At 72.7% G+C, this 17,000-nt stretch carries 15 protein-coding genes and 1 pseudogene; 6 read left to right on the top strand and 10 right to left on the bottom strand.

Going from position 1 to position 17,000, the window contains the following annotated elements; all coding sequences use genetic code 11:
* Positions 1-1,626 precede the first annotated feature (1,626 nt).
* The 8 genes from GA0070606_RS16220 to rpmH all read right to left on the bottom strand — a co-directional run bounded on the left by GA0070606_RS16220 (position 1,627) and on the right by rpmH (position 7,789).
* On the bottom strand, positions 1,627-2,646 hold the full coding sequence (locus tag GA0070606_RS16220; protein ID WP_091100517.1) for a ParB/RepB/Spo0J family partition protein: 1,020 nt from the start codon (positions 2,644-2,646) through the stop codon (positions 1,627-1,629).
* A gap of 27 nt (positions 2,647-2,673) precedes the next feature.
* On the bottom strand, positions 2,674-3,978 hold the full coding sequence (locus tag GA0070606_RS33715; RefSeq protein WP_091100513.1) for a ParA family protein: 1,305 nt from the start codon (positions 3,976-3,978) through the stop codon (positions 2,674-2,676).
* A gap of 273 nt (positions 3,979-4,251) precedes the next feature.
* Positions 4,252-5,112, bottom strand: a complete 861-nt coding sequence (rsmG, locus tag GA0070606_RS16210) for a 16S rRNA (guanine(527)-N(7))-methyltransferase RsmG (RefSeq protein WP_091100509.1) — start codon at positions 5,110-5,112, stop codon at positions 4,252-4,254.
* 4 nt (positions 5,113-5,116) lie between these two features.
* A complete protein-coding gene (locus tag GA0070606_RS16205) occupies positions 5,117-5,707 on the bottom strand; it encodes a Jag family protein (RefSeq protein ID WP_091100505.1) in 591 nt (196 codons plus the stop codon).
* Between the two features lie 214 nt (positions 5,708-5,921).
* Positions 5,922-6,911, bottom strand: coding sequence for a membrane protein insertase YidC (gene yidC, locus GA0070606_RS16200; protein WP_091100502.1), 990 nt, complete (start codon positions 6,909-6,911; stop codon positions 5,922-5,924).
* A 3-nt stretch (positions 6,912-6,914) separates the two neighbouring features.
* Entirely contained in the window at positions 6,915-7,154 is a 240-nt protein-coding gene (gene yidD / locus GA0070606_RS16195; protein ID WP_425413099.1) for a membrane protein insertion efficiency factor YidD, read from the bottom strand.
* 44 nt (positions 7,155-7,198) lie between these two features.
* Positions 7,199-7,615 (bottom strand): ribonuclease P protein component, encoded by a 417-nt coding sequence (gene rnpA, locus GA0070606_RS16190; protein ID WP_091100495.1) that lies wholly within the window; start codon positions 7,613-7,615, stop codon positions 7,199-7,201.
* Between the two features lie 36 nt (positions 7,616-7,651).
* Positions 7,652-7,789, bottom strand: coding sequence for a 50S ribosomal protein L34 (gene rpmH, locus GA0070606_RS16185; RefSeq protein ID WP_091100492.1), 138 nt, complete (start codon positions 7,787-7,789; stop codon positions 7,652-7,654).
* 633 nt (positions 7,790-8,422) lie between these two features.
* Between rpmH and dnaA the strand changes: the two genes are divergently transcribed.
* The 5 genes from dnaA (at position 8,423) to GA0070606_RS16160 (ending at position 15,026) form a co-directional block, all read left to right on the top strand.
* The gene (gene dnaA, locus GA0070606_RS16180; protein ID WP_091100487.1) at positions 8,423-10,330 is read left to right on the top strand and encodes a chromosomal replication initiator protein DnaA; all 1,908 of its coding nucleotides are present in this window, start codon (positions 8,423-8,425) and stop codon (positions 10,328-10,330) included.
* Positions 10,331-11,173: 843 nt separating this feature from the next.
* A complete protein-coding gene (dnaN, locus tag GA0070606_RS16175) occupies positions 11,174-12,307 on the top strand; it encodes a DNA polymerase III subunit beta (RefSeq protein WP_091100483.1) in 1,134 nt (377 codons plus the stop codon).
* 41 nt (positions 12,308-12,348) lie between these two features.
* Positions 12,349-13,221: a phosphogluconate dehydrogenase (NAD(+)-dependent, decarboxylating) gene (gnd, locus tag GA0070606_RS16170; protein WP_091100480.1), complete on the top strand. Its 873-nt coding sequence runs from the start codon at positions 12,349-12,351 to the stop codon at positions 13,219-13,221.
* 16 nt (positions 13,222-13,237) lie between these two features.
* Entirely contained in the window at positions 13,238-14,371 is a 1,134-nt protein-coding gene (recF, locus tag GA0070606_RS16165; protein WP_091100476.1) for a DNA replication/repair protein RecF, read from the top strand.
* 16 nt (positions 14,372-14,387) lie between these two features.
* Positions 14,388-15,026: a DciA family protein gene (locus GA0070606_RS16160; RefSeq protein WP_091107802.1), complete on the top strand. Its 639-nt coding sequence runs from the start codon at positions 14,388-14,390 to the stop codon at positions 15,024-15,026.
* Positions 15,027-15,029: 3 nt separating this feature from the next.
* Here GA0070606_RS16160 and GA0070606_RS16155 read toward each other — a convergent pair whose 3' ends face one another.
* Entirely contained in the window at positions 15,030-15,257 is a 228-nt protein-coding gene (locus GA0070606_RS16155) for a hypothetical protein (RefSeq protein ID WP_091100473.1), read from the bottom strand.
* 82 nt (positions 15,258-15,339) lie between these two features.
* Between GA0070606_RS16155 and GA0070606_RS16150 the strand changes: the two are divergent.
* Positions 15,340-15,777, top strand: a pseudogene (locus GA0070606_RS16150) (MarR family winged helix-turn-helix transcriptional regulator); the annotation flags it as partial.
* A gap of 317 nt (positions 15,778-16,094) precedes the next feature.
* On the opposite strand, the gene GA0070606_RS16145 reads toward GA0070606_RS16150, so the two are convergent.
* On the bottom strand, positions 16,095-16,649 hold the full coding sequence (locus tag GA0070606_RS16145) for a hypothetical protein (RefSeq protein ID WP_091100468.1): 555 nt from the start codon (positions 16,647-16,649) through the stop codon (positions 16,095-16,097).
* Between the last annotated feature and the right edge of the window lie 351 nt (positions 16,650-17,000).

The following is a 17,000-nucleotide window of genomic DNA, read 5'->3' as shown; positions in this document are numbered from 1 at the left end:
CCGCACACGTTTTCCACAGGCATCCACAGGCTGCTGAGACGCCCGCCACACCCCGTCATCCACAGGTCGGCACCTGGTTTCACGCGGGGTTTCACGTGAAACCAGGTGGACCTGTGGATAACTCGTGTGGATAACTTTTCGGGGGCGCCGAGGAGTCTCGCCCGCCGTTTCACGTGAAACAACCGTTCCGCCTGACCGCCCATGGGCGAGGGCGCCTCCCTGCCAAAAGCGGGACGCCTCGTCGGAACTTGGATGTTCACGGCCGGGGCCTTCTTCCCAGCCGACCCGTCAACCTCGCGCCTCCTGCTCACCCACGCGCCGACCGCTCGCTTCGCTGGGAGCGGACGGCCTGTGATCGCGGGCTGGAGGGTCCATGCGGCGGTCAGTGGCTGGGGCGCGGCGCTGCGGGTTCGCCGCGCCGCCGTGCGGTCAGTGCCTGGGGCGCGACGCTTTTTGGTTCGCCGTGCCGCCGCGCGGTCAGTAGCTCGGGCAAGGCGCTGCGGGTTCGCTGCGCCGCCGAGTCGCCGCCGTGCCACCGAGTCGCCGAGCACCTCAGCACCTGAGTCACCGTGCCGCCGGGCCTTCGGTGCTTCGTGGCATCGGTGAGGCTGTGGGGCGTCCAGGTGCAGCGCGTGCGTCGGCGGGACAGGGGTCGGCTGAGCACTGGGGTGGCTGGGGCGCGGCGCGTGGGGCAGGTTCCGGAGGCCTGTGCGCAAGTGGCCTCCGCATGACCGGCGGTCTCCCGGCCTGGACCACGAACCCGGCAGGGCGAGAGGGGGGCGGTTCCAGTTTCACGTGAAACGCCGACGCCTCGACGGTTTCGCCCACCAACGAGGTGCGCGAGGGCGCGTTCCGATCACAGCTCTCGTCTCCCCGGGGCCAAGCCGCCCGACGCTCGTTCCGCGTAAACGTCGATCTGCTCGTGGCGGAGCGGTGTGCTGCTGCTCGACAAGAGCAGGCCCAGAAACGGAGCCGCCGGTCATTCCGGCGTGGCCCGCGTCGCCCCACCGAGTGACCCACAGGAGAGATGCATCGGAAACGCCTCTCTACGGCCACTCAGGGGCGACACGCGCCGTCAGTGTCGGGTGAAGTGGGGCGGTCGCAGACGGATCGTCAGCGGCCGAATGAGGGCCACCGGGAGCGGGCCGGCGGGCGGCTGGCCGGCCCGCGCCGTTCGACGAGGTGCAGTCGTCCGGCGTGAAGCACAGCGGCAGCACGTCGCGGCCGCCAAGCAGGGGCGGGCCGCCGGACGGTGACGGACCGCCGCTCCGAAGCGACAGTCCACCCGGCACCGACAGCCGAATCCGGAGCAGAGCACCCTTGTCGAACGGCTCGGCGCCCGATCGCCGCGTACCGACGGAGCTGGAGGGGATCGGTGCCGACCGGCAGACCCGGAACACCAGGGCGACCCGAATCCCGGCCCCGGGCCGTCAGCGCAACAGGAAGTCCGACCGCCATACCCGGAACGACAGCCCGACCCGAACCTCGGCCGCCAGGTCCGAACACCAGCGAAACCCGGACCCCGACCGCCATACCCAGAACGGCAGTGCCGGCGGGAGGAGCGTCCGATCGCCACATGGCACGGCCGCGCGACCTGGATGGGTCACGCGGCCGGTGGTGCCGGGCTCAGGCCTCCGGCTCCTCCTCCTGGCCGACGCCGATGATGCCGACAATCCGCTCCAGGTCGTCGACCGTCGCGAACTCGATGGTGATCTTGCCCTTGCTCCGACCGATGTCGACCTTGACGCGGGTGTCGAAGCGGTCGGATAGCCGGTCAGCCAGATCCGTCAGAGCGGGTGCGTGCGGCTTGGGACGACGACGTGCCGTCTCCTTCTTCGTCGGGCCGTCGCTCAGCGCCAGGGCGACGATCTCCTCCGTCGCCCGGACAGAGAGCCCTTCGGCGACGATCCTGAGCGCCAACTGCTCCTGCGCCTCCGGCTCGTCGAGGCTCAGCAGCGCCCGGGCGTGCCCGGCGGACAGGACGCCTGCGGCGACCCGCTTCTGCACCGGCGCCGGGAGGTTGAGCAGCCGGATCGTGTTCGAGATCTGCGGGCGGCTCCGCCCGATCCGACGGGCGAGTTCCTCGTGGGTGGCACCGAACTCGTCCAGCAGCTGCTGGTACGCGGCGGCCTCCTCCAGCGGGTTGAGGTTCGCCCGGTGGATGTTCTCCAGCAGCGCGTCCCGGAGCATCGCGTCGTCCCGCGTGTCGCGGACGATGGCGGGGATGGACTCCCGCCCGACCGCCTGCGCGGCCCGCCAGCGCCGCTCGCCCATGACGAGTTCGTACTTCTCGTCGTCGAGCTGCCGTACGACGATCGGCTGGAGGAAGCCGACCTCCTGGATGGAGGTCTTCAGCTCCTCCAGTGCCTCCTCGTCGAAGATCTGCCGGGGCTGCTTCGGGTTCGGCACGATCGCGTCGACCGGGATCTCGGCGAACCGGGCACCCGGCACCGGGCTGAGCGCGGGCTCGGGCTCGACCGGTGGCGTGGCGGGCGGACCGGCCACCGGCGGCGACGGCTCCGGCGAGGCGTCGACGGCGGCGGCGGCGGGTGCCGCCTCAGCCGTGGTGGTGGCGGTCGGCGCCGGTCCGGTCGGGATGAGGGCCCCCAGGCCCCGACCCAGGCCGCCCCGAGGACGGTTCTTCATGCCACGCCTCCCAGCGACTGTTCCGCACTACGCATTCCGGCTCACCGGCTCCTTGACGCCGCGCTCGGCGATCTCCTGGGCGGCCTCGAAGTAGCTCGTGGCCCCCCGCGATCCCGGATCGTAGGTCATCACGGACTGGCCGTAGCTCGGCGCCTCGGAGACGCGCACGTTCCGCGGGATCACGGCCTGGAGCACCTTGTCGCCGAAGTGGTTCCGGACGTCCTGCTCCACGGCGTCGGCCAGCCGCGTACGCCGGTCGTACATGGTGAGCAGGATCGTGGAGACCTCGAGCCTCGGGTTGAGGTGCTGCCGAACCAGGTTGATGTTGTTGATCAGTTGGTTCAGCCCTTCCAGCGCGTAGTACTCGCACTGGATGGGGATGAGCACCTCCTGCGCGGCGACGAGCGCGTTCACCGTGAGCAGGCCGAGCGACGGCGGGCAGTCGATGAAGACGTAGTCGAAGTGGCCTGGGTAGGCGGCGATGGCCCGGGCCAGCCGGGACTCGCGGGCGACCACCGACACCAACTCGATCTCCGCACCGGCCAGGTCGATCGTGGCCGGCACGCACCAGAGGTTGGGGATGCCCTCCACGCCCTGGGCGACCTCCTCCAGCGGCACGCTGTTGATGAGGCAGTCGTAGACGTCCGGCACGCCGGTGTGGTGCGGGACGTTCAGCCCTGTGGAGGCGTTGCCCTGCGGGTCCAGGTCGACCACCAGCACCCGGTTGCCGTGCAGGGCGAGCGCCACCGCAAGGTTCACCGTGGTCGTGGTCTTACCCACGCCGCCCTTCTGGTTCGCGACGCACATGACCCGGGTCCGCTCCGGCCGAGGCATCGTCACCTCGCCACTCGGATTCAGGATCTGCACGGCGCGCATCGCCTCCATAGCCAACGGTGGGTCATCCTCTTCGCGCGTCGGGGTTTCACGTGAAACGTACGCGGCCTCGGTGACGGTGGGCCCGTAGGCTCCGGCCGGGGTCGCGGGCGTGTCGGTGACGGGCACGGGTTCGGGAGCGACGTCCGGCACCGCATCGGGGGTCGGCTGCTGCGGCACCGAGGGCTCGAACCGCGCCGAAGCCGAGGTGTTGCGCCGGATGGGGATCACCCGGCCGGTCGAGTTGCCGGTGCGCGTCGAGCCGTCCGCAGCCGGCCGCGCGGTGGGCAGTGCCGGGCCGCTGTCCCGTCCGACGACCGGGTCACAGTCCGGCGGTCGGGTCGACGGGCCGCGGGACGGCCCGGCGGGCGACCAGCTCGGGTAGTCGGTTTCACGTGAAACGGGATCGCCCGCTGATCCGGTCACGCGTGGATCGTCGTACCTGCCGTCGTCATGCACCTGTCATCCCTGCCCGCTTCGGATGGTCGGCCCGCATCCCCGTCAACCGGCCCGCACGTGCGCTCGCACCGCGGAGCGTACGGCCCGGCGGGAGCGGTCGGGACCCGGTGAACGTCCGTTGCCGCCCGCTCCACACTATCGACGCGCGGCCAGCCTACGGCTCACGGGCGCGGCCGGTCCACGTCGGGTTCACATCCCTTCCGTCCACCCGCACGGTTCAACGAGCCAACCATCGGCCGGGACGCCCGTTCCGGCGCCGCCTCCGAAGTGGAGTCAGCGCCGCCGGGACCGACCACCGCGAGACCGCTTCGGCGCCTTGGGCCGGGCGGGGCCGACCATCCGCTCCCGCACGATCTCCACCACGATCGTCGGCGGGTCGATGACGCCCTCGCCGCAGCGGTGCACCTGCGGCTCGCCGCCGCCGAGCCGCGCCACCGTCTCCGCGTGCTCGGCGATCTCGTCGGCGGCCGACGCGCCCTTGAGGGCGATGAGCCGACCGCCGGACACGGCCAGCGGCAGACACCACGCCGACAGCCGGTCCAGCGGCGCGACGGCGCGGGCCGTGACCACGTCCCCGCTCAGCGGGGCAACGCCCGACGAGCCGGTGGCCGCCTCGTCGGCCCGCCCCCGGAACACCCGGACCATCTTGGCCAACCCGAGCTGCTGCACCGCCTCGATGAGGAAGGAGGTGCGTCGGGCGAGCGGCTCGATCAGGGTCACGGTCAGGTCCGGTCGCGCGATCGCCAGCACCAGGCCGGGCAGGCCCGCGCCGGAGCCGACGTCCAGAACCGTCGCGCCCTCGGGGATCCGCTCGGCCACCGCCGCGCAGTTGAGCAGGTGCCGGTCCCAGATCCGAGGCGCCTCGCGCGGCCCGATCAGGCCGCGCACCACGCCGTCGGTGGCCAGCAGTTCGGCGTACGCGGCGGCCAGGTCGAGTCGGTCGCCGAAGAGGGTGCGTGCGGCACCGGCCAGTTCCGGCGGCAGCACCGCGTCGGCCGGCGAGGGGGCGCGTCCGTCGACGACCGTCGAGGCGTCGTCGGCGGGTACGGGCGAGTCGGGCCGGAAAGGCGGCGGCCCGGGCGGCGTGCCACCCGGGCCGGCCGCGGCACCGGCCGCGGTGTCGTCGTGGGTCACCCGGTCAGTCCGCCGGCCGGACGATGATGCGCCGGTTCGGCTCGACGCCCTCGGACTCGCTCTCCACGCCGCTCATCGCGTTGACGACGTCGTGCACGCACTTGCGCTCGAACGCCGACATCGGCTCCAGGCGCACGGGCTCGCCGTGCTCCTTGACCTTCTCGACGGCGTTCTTGGCGACGGCGGCGAGCTCCTTGCGGCGGTTCGCCCGGTAGCCGCCGATGTCGAGCAGCAGCCGGCTCGGCGTGCCGGTCTGCCGGAAGACGGCGAGGCGGGCGAGCTCCTGGAGCGCCTCCAGGGTGGCCCCGCGCTGGCCGACCAGGTTCTGCAGCCGGCCGCCGACCACCTCGACGACGGGACGGCCGCCGGAGACCAGCTCGTCGATGTCGCCGTCGTAGTCGAGGATGTCGAGCAGACCCTCGACGTAGTCGGCCGCGATCTCGCTCTGCCGGAACAGCTCGCTCTCGCCGACGGCCTTCTTCTCCTTGGCGCCCGGCTCCTCGCCGGCCTCCTCGATCTCGCCGTTCACCGCGGTCGGCTCGGTCCCCTCGTCGTCCAGGGACTTGTCAGCGCGGGGGGTGCTGGTGTCGGTCACGGTCTCATCTCCGTACTCGCTCGGCCGGACCGTCGGGTCCGCTGGTTTCCCGGGGTCGGCGGGAGGTCGCCGGTGCCCACGGGCACGTCTGTCGTACGGGCAGTGTCGCCCGTGACCGCGCCGTGCGCGGCAATTCCGCCCGGCGCCGGCCGTACGGCGGCTGCGCGGTGCGGAACGGGCCGCCGCCGGTCTCCCGACGGCGGCCCGGAGGTCCTCAGCCCTGCCGCTTGGCGGGGCGGCCCTTCTTGGGGTTGACCGGCTTGGCGCCCGGCTTCGGGCCGGCGACCTTCGGCGCGGCGGGCTTGGCCGGGGCCTGGGGGGCGGGCTTGGCGCGGCCCAGCAGGCCGCCGGTCTTGGCCGGCTGCACCGGGCTGCGGGGCGAGGTGCCCGGCTTGCTGGTGGCGCTCGGCGGCGGCGGGAACTTGCGCAGCACCCACTGCTGCTGCGCCAGGGTGGAGAGGTTGTTGATGACCCAGTAGATGATCACGCCGATGGGGAAGATGGCACCGGAGATGAGCAGCGACAGTGGGATGCCGTAGAGCATCAGCTTCTGGATCATCCGCTGCTGCGGGTCCTCGGCCCAGCCGGTCTTGAGGATCATCTGGCGGCTGGTGAGGTAGGTCGTGCCCATCATCAACAAGACCAGGATGCCGGCGATGACCTTGACGGTGGTGCCGTTGGCGTTCAGCGCCGCCAGCTCGTCGGCGGTCGAGCCGAACTTGCCGGCGATCGGGGCGGTGAAGAGCTTCGCGGCCGACGCGCTCTCGAACTGGCCGACCGTCCAGCCGTAGAGGGTCTTGCCGCTCTCGCTCTTTCCCGGGTCGAGTCGGCGGAGCACGTGGAAGAGGCCGAGGAAGACCGGGATCTGGAGAACCATCGGAAGGCAGCCCATGAGCGGGTTGGCCTTTTCCTTCCGGTAGAGCTCCATCATCTCCTTCTGGAGCGTCTCCCGGTCACCCTTGTGCTTCTCCTGCAGCGCCTTGACCTGCGGCTGGAGCGCCTGCATCGCCCGCTGCGACTTGATCTGCTTGACGAAGACGGGGAAGAGGATCACCCGGACGGTGACCACCAGGAAGACGATGGCGAGGATCCAGGCCCAGTTGGTGCCGATCACCGCCGCGTCCGGCACCCCGATGGCGTCCCAGGCCCCATGCCAGGCCAGCAGGATCCACGAAATCGCGTAGTAGATCCAGTCGAGACTCAATTCTCAGGCTCCAGTCACATCGGCACGGCGGCGGCCGCCCGGCTCCGGCACCGGGTCGTGTCCACCTGGGTGGAAGGGGTGGCAGCGCAACAACCGCCGGACCGTCAGGCCAGCTCCCCGGATCGCGCCGTGTCGGCCCACCGCCTCCAGGGCGTAGGCGCTGCACGACGGATAGAACCGACAGCGGGCCGGCAGAGCCGGACTTATCCACCGACGGTACGCGATGATGGGCCCGGTCAGCACCCGGGCACCGATCGTGGAGGGCCGCGGCGCGGCGGGTCCGGCGGTCACCGGGACCGCCGCCCGCGAGGCGCCCGCGCGGCCGCGATCGCCGCGTCCAGGTCGGTGCCGAGCCGCGGGTACGACGCCTCGGCGGCGGCCGGCAGCGCGCGTACGACCAGGGTGCTCCCCGGGGGCAGCTCCGCCAGCCGCTCGCGGACCAGGTGTCGCAGTCGGCGTCGGACCCGGTTGCGGACCACGGCGTTCCCGACGGCCTTGGACACGACGAAGCCGGCACGGGCCGGCACGGAGGGTTGCTCCGCACCGTTGCTCCGCGCCGGCTCCGGCGAGGTTGCTGTCGCGGCGTCGGGGGTCGACGGCAGGCTCAGGTGGACCACGACCGCGCCGCGGCCGGCGCGGCGGCCACCCCGGACCGCTGCGGCGAAGTCAGTGCTGCGCCGCAGGCGCTGTGCGGCCCCCAGCACGACTGCCCACGTCCCCCGGACCGGACCCGGTCGGCCTCAGGCCGACAGGCGGGCGCGGCCCTTGGAGCGACGGGTCGAGATGATGGCGCGGCCGGCACGGGTGCGCATGCGCAGCCGGAAGCCGTGGGTCTTCGCGCGCCGGCGGGTGTTCGGCTGGTAGGTGCGCTTGCTCACGTCAGGCTCTCCGTTTTCGTACGCCCCGGGCAAGGGGTCGCCGGGGTCGTGTGGCGGTCCAGGCCACCTCGACGGTGGCCCCCGATCGGTGCTGCCCGGCGACGCGGGACCTCGGCGATGCGGGGAAGCGACCGCGGACAGCAAGCACCCATCACCCTAGCAGAGGGCGAGAGAGCAGCCGTTCCACCCTACGCAGGGCGGCAACCACCGTCAAACACCCCCAGCAGGGCGGACACCGGCACACCGCCGGCCGCCGGGAGGGGTTTTCGCTGATGTCGCCATCATCCGCCGCGCGTCGGCGGTTGATGGCGTGCGGACAACGCTGTTACCGTGCCCGATTGCGGTCAGCGTCGAAAGGTCCGGTCGTCGCTGGCGGGCAAGACCGGACAAGGTAGTGAATCGTTCGGCACGGTGAACCCCGCTTCAGCGCCCGTTCAGGCAGGGGGCGGTCCGACCCCCGTCCGGCGGGCGGCCACAATCGGTACGTACACAGGCTGTGGATAACTTGTGGACGAGGACCGGTCGGGTCGTCCGGGGTGGTGTCGTTCCACCCGTCAGCGCGGCGGGCCCGGGACGGCCGACCGGAGAAGTACGGCGGCGTCGGCGGAGCAGAGGCGAGGGGGTGGCACGACGGTGACCGGCACGACCGACCTTGCCGCGGTGTGGACGGCGGCGACCGACGAGCTCGCCGACGAGATCATCTCCGCGCAGCAGCGGGCCTACCTCCGGCTGACCCGGCTGCGGGCCATCGTCGAGGACACCGCGCTGCTCTCCGTTCCGGACGCCTTCACCCGGGACGTGATCGAGTCCCGGCTCCGCCCGGCGATCACCGAGGCGCTCACCCGCCGGCTGGGCCGGCCGATCCAGGTCGCGGTGACCGTGCGCGTGGCCGACGACGGCTCCGGCCGCCCGGCGGGCACCGTCTACCGCAGCGAACCGGAACCAGGGCCCGCCGACCACGACGGCGCGCCGCGTGACTTCGACGGCCCACCGCGTGACTTCGACGGCGCAGCGCGTGACTTCGGCGACGGGACCCGTGACCTCGACGACGGGCCAGTGGCGTACGACGGCGCGGCGGTGGGCCTCCTCGACGGCGCGGCCCTCGACGGCGGGCAGCCGCCGCTCATCCCCGAGCAGGCGCACCCGGAGCGGCGGCCCGACGGGTCGCCCGGGCCGGGGCGTCGCCCCGGCCCGGGCGACCGGGACGGGCAGGAGACCCTGTTCGGCACGGCCTTCGCCGAGCCGCCACGGCCCGACCGGCCGGCGCCGCCCCGGCGCGCGCCCGAGCGGCGCGGCTTCGACGACCGGGCCGCCCGGCTGGACCCGCCGGCCGCCGACACCCGCGGCTTCGATCCGCGCTACCGCGAGGACGCCGTCTCCCCGCGTGACCAGCACGTGATCCGGGCGCTGCCCCGGGACACCGGCACCGACAGCGGGCCGGGTCGGGGTGGCATGGATCACCGGCCCGGCGGCCGGGACGACCGGCGGCTGCCGGGCGGCGCCGAAAGCGGCGGCAATCGGCTCAACCCGAAGTACATGTTCGAGACGTTCGTCATCGGCTCGTCCAACCGTTTCGCCCACGCGGCGAGCGTCGCGGTGGCCGAGTCGCCGGCGAAGGCGTACAACCCGCTGTTCATCTACGGCAGCTCCGGGCTGGGCAAGACGCACCTGCTGCACGCCATCGGGCACTACGCCACGACGCTGGGCAACGCCCGCTCGGTCCGGTACGTCTCGACCGAGGAGTTCACCAACGACTTCATCAACTCGCTCCGGGACGACAAGACCAGCGCGTTCCAGCGGCGCTACCGCGACGTCGACATCCTGCTGATCGACGACATCCAGTTCCTGGAGACCCGCGAGCGCACGCAGGAGGAGTTCTTCCACACCTTCAACACCCTGCACAACGCGAACAAGCAGATCGTGATCACCTCCGACCGGTCGCCGAAGCAGCTCGCGACGCTGGAGGACCGGCTGCGTACCCGGTTCGAGTGGGGGCTGCTCGCCGACATCCAGCCGCCGGACCTGGAGACCCGCATCGCGATCCTGCAGAAGAAGGCCGCGCAGGAGCGCCTCTACGCCCCGCCGGACGTGCTGGAGTTCATCGCCTCGCGGGTGTCGAACTCGATCCGGGAGCTGGAGGGCGCGCTGATCCGGGTGACGGCGTTCGCCAGCCTGACCCGGTCGACGGTCGAGCTGTCGCTGGCCGAGGAGGTGCTGCGGGACTTCATCCCCGACGGCGCCGGCCCGGAGATCACCGCCGACCAGATCATGGTCTCCACCGCCGACTACTTCGGCGTCAGCCTGGAGGACCTGCGCGGGCACTCCCGCTCCCGGGTGCTGGTGAACGCCCGCCAGGTGGCCATGTACCTGTGCCGGGAGCTGACCGACCTGTCGCTGCCCCGGATCGGGCAGGCGTTCGGCGGGCGGGACCACACCACGGTCATGCACGCCGACCGCAAGATCCGCCAGCAGATGGCCGAGCGCCGCTCGCTGTACAACCAGATCGCCGAGCTGACGAACCGGATCAAGCAGAACACCTGAGCGACGGAACTCGGTCGGGCGCTGCCTCGGGGCGCGCGCCGGACCGAAGTCGTGGTCGCGTACGCCCGCCGGTGGAGGCGGGCCGACGAGGGCGACGGGAACGCCCGGCCGGATCGGCGGCCGGGCGTTCCCGCTTTTCCACAGCCGGTCGGCTTGACCCTCGACATGGTGTAGGCCACAGCATCGGGGGCGTGACCGACAACCGCCCGGATCGTTGTCCACATCTCGTTGTCCACCGCCTGTGGAAAACTACCGTCCGTCCACGCCCTGGTTACCCACAGGTTGTGGACAAACCCTGGGGACGAGGCTGTGGAAGCCTGGGGACAACCCGACCGTTGTCCACCGACGACGGTCGGCCTGTGGGCGAGCTGTTGAAGGTTCTGGGGATGACGCCCGTCGGAGCGGTTCCGTTCGTCCACAGGACTGGGGAGAAAGTCTGGGGATTACCGGTGGACAACCGGTGGACAACGGTGGAAAACCTGGGGGCGGCGGGTGCCTGTGGATCGCGACACGGGTTGTACCCCTGGTTCTCCACAGCCAAACCACCGGTGGATAACGTGTCTGACCTGCGCAGACGTCGGTTCTCCACAGTTTGCACAGGTGCGATGAAGATGACGAGTCATCTCTTCTAAGACAACAAAAACCAATCACCACCGTTGGACTTCCTGTGGATCGGCCGGATCCGCCGTGGGCGGGCTCCGGCAGCACCGGGAGTCCACGGGGTCGGGCGCACAGCCGATGCCCTCGCGCCCTAAGGTGCGATGGGTACCCGCACGGACAGGCGGGTCGGTAGGCAGCGGTCGGCATGAGAGAGTTGTCGCTGACGTCGACGCGGAGGCATTGATGAAGTTCCGAGTGGAGCGTGACGCGCTCGCCGAGGCCGTGGCCTGGACCGCGAAGAGCCTGCCCAACCGGCCGTCCGTACCGGTGCTCGCCGGCGTGATGCTGCGCGTCACCGACGGCAACCTGCAGGTCTCCGGCTTCGACTACGAGGTCTCCAGCCAGGTGACCGTCGAGGTGCAGGGCGACGCGGACGGCGCGGCCCTGGTCTCCGGCCGGCTGCTTGCCGAGATCACCAAGGCGCTGCCCGCCAAGCCGGTGGACATCGCCGCCGTCGGGGCGCACCTCGAACTGGTCTGCGGCAGTGCCCGGTTCACCCTGCCCACCATGCCGGTCGAGGACTACCCGTCCCTGCCGGAGATGCCCGAGAGCACCGGCACCGTCGACGCGGCCGCCTTCGCCGCCGCGGTCGCCCAGGTCGCCGTCGCCGCCGGCCGCGACGAGACGCTGCCGATGATGACCGGCGTACGCATCGAGCTCTCCGGCAACACGCTGGCCATGCTCGCCACCGACCGCTACCGGCTGGCGCTGCGCGAGATGGAGTGGAACCCGGACGACCCCGAGGTGAGCCTCAACGCCCTCGTGCCCGCCCGGACCCTGAACGACACCGCCAAGGCCCTCGGCCCGCTCGGCGGCCACGTCACCATGGCGCTCTCGCAGGGCGCGGCCGGCGAGGGGATGATCGGCTTCGCCGGAGGCACCCGGCGCACCACCAGCCGGCTGCTCGACGGCGCGAACTACCCGCCGGTGCGCTCGCTCTTCCCGGCCAGCCACAACGCCGAGGCCCGGGTGCCCGTCAGCACGCTGATCGAGGTCGTCAAGCGGGTCGCGCTGGTCGCCGAGCGGACCACCCCGGTGCTGCTCAGCTTCAGCGCCGACGGCCTGGTCGTCGAGGCGGGCGGCACCGAGGAGGCGCGGGCCAGCGAGGCGATGGAGGCCACCTTCACCGGCGACCCGCTGACCATCGGCTTCAACCCGCAGTACCTGATCGACGGCCTCGCCAACCTGGGGGCCCAGTTCGCCGTGCTGTCGTTCGTCGACGCCTTCAAGCCCGCGGTGATTTCGCCCGCCGGCGAGGATGGCGAGGTCATCCCCGGGTACCGCTACCTCATCATGCCGATCCGCGTCTCCCGCTGATCGCGCCCGACGAAGACCCCGACGCACGGAGGTAGGAACACATGCAGCTCGGCCTGGTAGGGCTCGGCCGGATGGGCGGCAACATGCGCGAGCGGTTGCGCGCCGCCGGGCACGAGGTGGTCGGCTTCGACCACAACGCGGAGCTGAGCGACGTCGCGAGCCTGGCGGAACTGGCGGAGAAGCTGGAGTCGCCGCGCGCGGTCTGGGTCATGGTTCCCGCCGGCGTCACCGACGCGACCATCGACGAACTGGCCGGCGTCCTCGGCGAGGGCGACATCGTCATCGACGGTGGCAACTCGCGGTTCAGCGACGACGCCCCGCGCGCCGAGCGGCTCAACGAGCAGGGCATCGGCTACCTCGACGTCGGCGTCTCCGGCGGCGTCTGGGGCCGCCAGAACGGCTACGCGCTGATGGTCGGCGGCGCCCGGGAGCACGTCGACCGGCTCATGCCGATCTTCGAGTCGCTGAAGCCGGAGGGCGAGTTCGGCTTCGTGCACGCCGGGCCGGTCGGCGCCGGGCACTACGCCAAGATGGTGCACAACGGCATCGAGTACGGCCTGATGCACGCCTACGCCGAGGGCTACGAGCTGCTGGCGAAGTCGGAGCTGGTCACCAACGTGCCGGGGGTCTTCAAGTCCTGGCGCGAGGGCACCGTGGTCCGCTCGTGGCTGCTCGACCTGCTCGACCGGGCCCTCGACGAGGACCCGGAGCTGGCCGAGCTGAGCGGCTACACGGAGGACACCGGCGAGGGCCGCTGGACGGTCGACGAGGCGGTCCGGCTGGCCGTGCCGCTGAACGTCATCACCGCCTCGCTCTTCGCCCGGTTCGCCTCCCGCCAGGACGACTCGCCCGCCATGAAGGCCGTCGCCGCGCTGCGCCAGCAGTTCGGCGGGCACGCCGTCCGCAAGCGCTGACCGGAACCACGCACCTGTGTACGTCCGCCGGCTCGAACTGGTCGACTTCCGCTCGTACGAGCGGGTCGGCGTGGACCTGGAGCCGGGGGCGAACGTCCTGATCGGCGCCAACGGCGTCGGCAAGACCAACCTGGTCGAGGCGCTGGGCTACGTGGCGACCCTGGATTCGCACCGGGTCGCCACGGACGCCCCCCTCGTCCGGATGGGCGCCGCCTCGGCGGTGATCCGCTGCGCCGTGGTGCACGAGGGACGCGAGCTGCTGGTCGAGCTGGAGATCGTTCCGGGCAAGGCCAACCGGGCCCGGCTCGGTCGATCACCGGCCCGGCGGGCGCGGGACGTGCTCGGCGCGCTGCGCCTGGTGCTGTTCGCCCCGGAGGACCTGGAGCTCGTCCGGGGCGATCCGGCGGAGCGCCGCCGCTACCTCGACGACCTGCTGGTCAGCCGCCAGCCCCGCTACGCCGGCGTGCGCGCCGACTACGAGCGGGTGGTCAAGCAGCGCAACGCCCTGCTGCGCACGGCCTACCTGGCCCGCAAGACGGGCGGGTCGCGGGGCGGGGACCTGTCGACCCTGGCGGTCTGGGACACCCACCTGGCCCGGCACGGGGCGGAGCTGCTCGCCGGCCGGCTGGAGCTGGTCGCCGCGCTGGCCCCGCACGTCGGCAAGGCGTACGACGCGGTGGCGGCGGGCCAGGGGGCGGCCGGGATCGCGTACCGGCCCTCGGTGGAGCTGGCGGAGCCGACCACCGACCGGGAGACGCTCGCGGCGGCGCTGACCGCCGCGCTCGCCGAGTCCCGCTCCGCCGAGGTCGAGCGGGGCACCACGCTGGTCGGCCCGCACCGCGACGAGCTGGCGCTGACGCTGGGCCCGCTGCCCGCCAAGGGGTACGCCAGCCACGGGGAGTCCTGGTCCTACGCGCTCGCGCTGCGGCTGGCCGGGTACGACCTGCTCCGTTCCGACGGCATCGAGCCGGTGCTGGTGCTGGACGACGTCTTCGCCGAGCTGGACGCCGGACGGCGGGAGCGTCTGGCGGAGCTGGTCGGCGGGGCGAGCCAGCTGCTGGTGACCTGCGCGGTCGACGACGACGTGCCGGCGTCCCTGCGCGGCGTCCGGTACGCCGTGGGCGAGGGGACGGTGCGGCGTGTCGGATGAGCTGCCACCCGCCCGCCTGGGCCCGAGACGCGGCGGACCGGCCGGCGACGGCGCGACGGCCGGTCCTGGTGCACCGGGCGGAAGGGGTGGCGCGGCGGCGGCTGGTTCCGGCGCCCCGGGCGGCGGCGAGGCGACGGGCGGGGCCAGCGGGCCGGAGCTGGCCCGGGCGGTGCTCGACGCGGCCCGGGCACGCCGGGAGGCGGCGGCGCGCACGCGTCGGCGTACCCCCGGCGGGGGCCCGGGCGGCGACGGCGACTCGCCGCGGCGGCTGCGCGGCTACTCCGGCCCGGGGCCCGACCCGCGCGACCCGCAGCCCCTCGGCGCGGTGCTCAACCGGTTGGTGAAGGCGCGGGGCTGGCAGCAGCCGGCGGCTGAGGCGACGGTGTTCGGCGCCTGGGAGCGGGTGGTGGGCCCGGAGGTGGCCCAGCACAGCAGGCCGGTGAAGCTGGAGGACGGCGAGTTGACCGTGGAGGCACGGTCGACCGCCTGGGCCACCCAGCTGCGGCTGCTGGCCAGCTCGCTGCTGAAGCAGATCGCCAGCGAGGTCGGCCACAACGTGGTGCGCAAGCTGCACATCCACGGCCCCGCCGCGCCGTCCTGGTCGAAAGGGCCCCGCCGGGTACGCGGCCGCGGCCCCCGCGACACCTACGGCTGACGGTCAGCTGCCGCCGCGCCGGGCCTCCCGCTCGGCGCGCTTGCGTTCCCGCTGCTCGCGGCTCCACTGCTTGCGCCGCTCCAGGTCCTGCTTCCACGCCTCCCGGGCGCGGTTCGAGCCGCCCTGCACCGCGCCCTGCACCTCGGGCGGGCCCGCCAGGTGGCGGAAGGCCCAGGACATGAAGCGGCCGCCCTCGCCGGGGGCCCTCGGTGTCGGCTTCTCCTCGCCCATCGCCCGACCTCTTTCGTTGGCGTACAAAGCATTAGTACACCAATGATTGTTACCATCGCAACGACGAGAGGAGGGAGCCGCCGTGTCCGACCAGTTCGAGGGGGATCCCCTGGCCCTGGAGCAGCAGGTGTGCTTCGCGCTCTCCGTCGCCGCGCGCGGGGTCGTCGGCGTCTACCGGCCGCTGCTGGAGCCGATGGGGCTGACCCACCCGCAATACCTGGTGATGCTCGCGCTCTGGCAGCACGCCCCCCTGTCCGGGCGTGAGCTGAGCCGCCTGCTGCAGCTCGACCCGGGCACGCTGTCGCCCCTGCTCAAGCGCCTGGAGGCGAACGGCTACGTCCGCCGGGAGCGGGACCCCGCCGACGAACGGAGCCTGGCGGTGACGCTGACCGCGGCGGGCCAGGCCCTCCGGGCGCGCGCCGAGCAGATCCCGCCCGCGATCGTCGAGCGGCTCGGCATGCCCATCGAGGAACTGCGGCACCTGCACACCGTGCTCACCCGGGTCATCGCGGCGGCCAACCGCGCCGACGCCGCCGCCCCAGCCGTCCCGGCCGCCCCGGCCGTCGAGCGCGGCCCAGCGGCCCCGGCCGTCGAGCGGGGCCCAACGGCCTCGGCCGCCGAGCGGGGCCCGGCCGCCGAGCGCGGCCCGGCGGCCGAGCCGGCAGCCGGCGGGGACGACGGGCGCGGCGCGGCCGACGTGCCGGGCCGGGTCGACGAGCGCGGCCCGGCCGAGTCGCGCAGCTAGGCGGTCGAGCGCGGCCCGGCCGGCGTGCCGGGTCAGGCGTCGGCGTGCCGGGTGAGGCGTCGGCGTGCCGGGTCAGGCGTTGACGGGCCGGGTCAGGCGTCGGCGTAGACGGCGAAGCCGCGGTCGGCGCAGCGCCGGTAGAAGGCGGCCAGCACGCTCAGTTCGGCGCAGGTGAAGCTCCACTGCGGCGGCGCACCGCTCTCGTCGCGCAGCGCGTCCAGCCGGCTGTCGAGCCAGCGCAGCTGCTGCTCGGCCAGCCGTCCGTCGGCGAGCAGCGACCGCAGCACCTGGCTGACCGAGTCGAACGTCACGGCCTCGCCGTGCGGGCGGTGGCCGGCCACGAACCGCTCGATGCCGCCGGCGATCCACGCGCACCCGTCCGGGTCGATCACCGGGTCCTCGTCCTCGGCGGCGGCGTCCGTGGCGTAGAGCACACCTTCGAGCCCGAGCAGCAGGTCCACCAGTTCGGTGTACGCGGTCGCCCGGACGGTGCCGGTCTTGGCGATCAGCTCGGCGAGCGCCGCCGTCGGCGCGGAGATGCGCGGCATGTCGACGATGTCGCCGAAGTCGACGAACTCGGCCGGCGCGACCGGGTCGTAGAAGCGGCCGGTCCGCGGCCACTGCACCGCGACGTTGTCCAGCCCCATCTGGTGTCACCTCTTCACGAGCGCGTGTCGGTTCGATCGGGTCGATCGTCCGGTTCCGGCCGGAAAAGATCAAGGCCGGGCCGTCGGCGCGGCGGAACGGGCGCACTCCGGCCCGACCGCCGGCACCCATCGTCGGCCGGTCGCGCCCCCGATCGGGCCCTGGCGTGTAGGGGGAGTTGCGGGCGGCGTGGTTCGGCCGGCTACGTCGGTCTGAGACGCCTCGCAGGGGTGCCGAGTGGTGGTTCTGTCGCTGCCGCACAGTAAGATTGACCCCGAGACGAAGACCCGGTGCGGAGCGACGAGACACGGGCCCGGTGCGGGGCCCGCGATCATTGTCCACGTCGGGTCGAG

It is taken from the genome of Micromonospora citrea (assembly GCF_900090315.1).
Taxonomy (GTDB): domain Bacteria; phylum Actinomycetota; class Actinomycetes; order Mycobacteriales; family Micromonosporaceae; genus Micromonospora; species Micromonospora citrea.
Note: the sequence above shows the minus strand (reverse complement) of the source record. Positions and strands in the feature narration are given on the sequence as shown.